We start from the raw sequence: 2,266 nt of genomic DNA, 5'->3' as shown, positions 1-2,266 counted from the left end.
GATGAAACGAAAGGTGATAAAGGCAGTCATCCCCCTAAAAACGAATGAAAAAATGGCTTCGGACGGGCGCTCACGGTTCGCCAGTGACGCTTACCGTCATCGCAATGTAGTGGAAAGATGTTTTGGCCGATTAAAAGAATAGTGCCGTATTTCCACACGTTATGACAAAACGGCGAGGAATTATCTGTCGATGGTTAAACTGGGCTGCATCCGCCTATTTTACAATAAGTTATGCAATTAAGGGACACAGTCTAAGCAAAAACGCGGGCCTTGGCCCGCGTTTTATATATCGTTTAGAAATTATTGATTATAAGCGTTTTCGCCGTGGCTGTTAACATCCAGGCCTTCACGCTCTTGTTCTTCCGGCATACGCAGGCCAACGGCTAGGTCTGCGACTTTGAATGCGATGAAGGCAGCAACACCGGACCAGATGAACGCGACGATCACGCTGAACAGCTGTACCCAAACCTGATGCGCCATGGTAACACCTTCCTCGTAGCCCGTGCCGCCCAGAGAAGCAGAGGTGAATACCCCCGTCAGGATACAACCAACGATACCGCACACGCCGTGCACACCGAACACGTCACACGGGTCATCCACGCGCAGCCATCTTTTCAGTACCGTTACACCCCACAGGCCAGCGAAACCACCGACCAGACCAATGATCAGCGCACCACCCACACCCACGGTTCCCGCGGCTGGCGTGATAGCAACCATGCCTGCGATACAACCGGAACAAGCACCCAGCAGAGAAGGTTTACCACGCGCCATCCACTCACCGATAACCCACGCCAGAATTGCACCAGCGGTCGCGACGACGGTGTTCAGGAATGCCAGGCAGGCAATTTCGTTCGCAGCAGCGGCAGAGCCTGCGTTGAAGCCGAACCAACCGATATAGAGGATAGCAGTGCCGGTAAACACCATCGGCAGGTTGTGCGGTTTGAAGGCTTCTTTACCGAAACCGGCACGTTTGCCCAGCAGATAAGCACCAGTCAACCCTGCAACAGCGGCATTGATGTGCACCACGGTACCGCCTGCGAAGTCCAGCGCGCCATCAGCCGCCAGGAAACCGCCGCCCCAGACCATGTGCGTCAACGGAAGGTAAGAGAACGTCAGCCAGATAGCGGCAAAAATCAGTACCGCAGAGAAACGGATACGTTCAGCAATCGCACCCACCACCAGCGCGACAGTAATGCACGCGAAGGAAGCCTGGAAAGCGACGTGAATCAGTTGATAAATCGTACCGGATTGTGATGTCAGCTCAATGCCTTTAAGCATGAACATATCCAGGCCGCCAAGGAAGGCATTACCGGTCGCAAAAGCCATGCTGTAACCGTAGATAATCCACAGTACGCACACCATTGCGAACGTTACGGTAACCTGCGTCAGCATGGAGAGCACGTTTTTAGAACGAATCAGGCCGCCGTAGAACAGCGCAATGCCGGGCAGCGTCATGAACAGTACCAGCGCGGTACAAATCATTATAAAAGCGTTGTCCGCTTTATCGATTGCCGGTGTATCAGCGGCCATTGCCAGCGACGGAAGTAACGCTGTGGCGGCAAGGCCTAATAATGAAGAGACACATATTTTCATTTTCATCCATCCCAATTTTTCGTCAGCGAGCATTACAGTGCGGCGTCGTCAGTTTCGCCCGTACGAATACGGATAACGCGTTGCAGCTCAGAAACAAAAATCTTACCGTCGCCAATTTTACCGGTGTAAGCCGCTTTACTAATCACATCAAAGAGTTCATCAACCTGATCGTCAGCGATAGCAATATCAATTTTCACTTTTGGCAAAAAATTGACGCTATATTCAGCGCCGCGATACAGCTCGGCATGGCCTTTCTGGCGTCCAAATCCCTTCACCTCAGTGACGGTGAGCCCCTGGATGCCGACAGAAGATAAGTCTTCACGCACATCTTCCAGCTTGAATGGTTTTATCACCACAGTAACCAGTTTCGGTCGTGTATTCAATATGTTGATTGCAGTGTGAAATTTCCAGTTTTGGATGTGGAATACAGTGGCTAAAGTTGATGTAAGATGCCCGTTTTGTGAACAGACATCTCCTGTGAAAAAACACGGTTATGGCAAAAGTGGCCATCAGCGTTACCGTCGTCAGCCATGCAAACACGGATGGCTACAGGGCTTACAACGACGAACTTCCAAAAGTAAAACACATTGTTAGCAAGCTGTATACACAGCGTATTGAGCGTGCACATCTGACACTGCGTAACCGATTGCAACGGCTCAATCGCAAGACGCTC

Annotated in this window: 2 protein-coding genes and 3 pseudogenes; 3 read left to right on the top strand and 2 right to left on the bottom strand. The window is 51.1% G+C overall.

Going from position 1 to position 2,266, the window contains the following annotated elements; all coding sequences use genetic code 11:
- Positions 1-241: pseudogene (locus QZ506_RS16285) on the top strand (transposase); the annotation flags it as partial.
- A 59-nt stretch (positions 242-300) separates the two neighbouring features.
- Here the strand turns inward: QZ506_RS16285 and amtB are convergent.
- Positions 301-1,593, bottom strand: coding sequence for an ammonium transporter AmtB (gene amtB, locus QZ506_RS16280; protein WP_291972496.1), 1,293 nt, complete (start codon positions 1,591-1,593; stop codon positions 301-303).
- A 32-nt stretch (positions 1,594-1,625) separates the two neighbouring features.
- Complete coding sequence (gene glnK, locus QZ506_RS16275; protein WP_291972494.1) at positions 1,626-1,976, bottom strand: P-II family nitrogen regulator; 351 nt, start codon at positions 1,974-1,976, stop codon at positions 1,626-1,628.
- Positions 1,977-2,022: 46 nt separating this feature from the next.
- Between glnK and QZ506_RS16270 the strand changes: the two are divergent.
- Together QZ506_RS16270 and QZ506_RS16265 are read left to right on the top strand one after the other, a co-directional pair.
- Positions 2,023-2,127 (top strand): annotated as a pseudogene (locus QZ506_RS16270) (IS1 family transposase); the annotation flags it as partial.
- A 31-nt stretch (positions 2,128-2,158) separates the two neighbouring features.
- Positions 2,159-2,266 (top strand): annotated as a pseudogene (locus QZ506_RS16265) (IS1 family transposase); the annotation flags it as partial.

The sequence above is a fragment of the Candidatus Symbiopectobacterium sp. genome (genome assembly GCF_020054415.1).
Classification (GTDB): Bacteria; Pseudomonadota; Gammaproteobacteria; order Enterobacterales; family Enterobacteriaceae; genus Symbiopectobacterium.
Note: the sequence above shows the minus strand (reverse complement) of the source record. Positions and strands in the feature narration are given on the sequence as shown.

What these genes read in the sequence shown, in the direction of transcription:
- amtB (WP_291972496.1), bottom strand. Translation starts at nt 1,593, where the DNA reads ATGAAAATATGTGTCTCTTCATTATTAGGCCTTGCCGCCACAGCGTTA.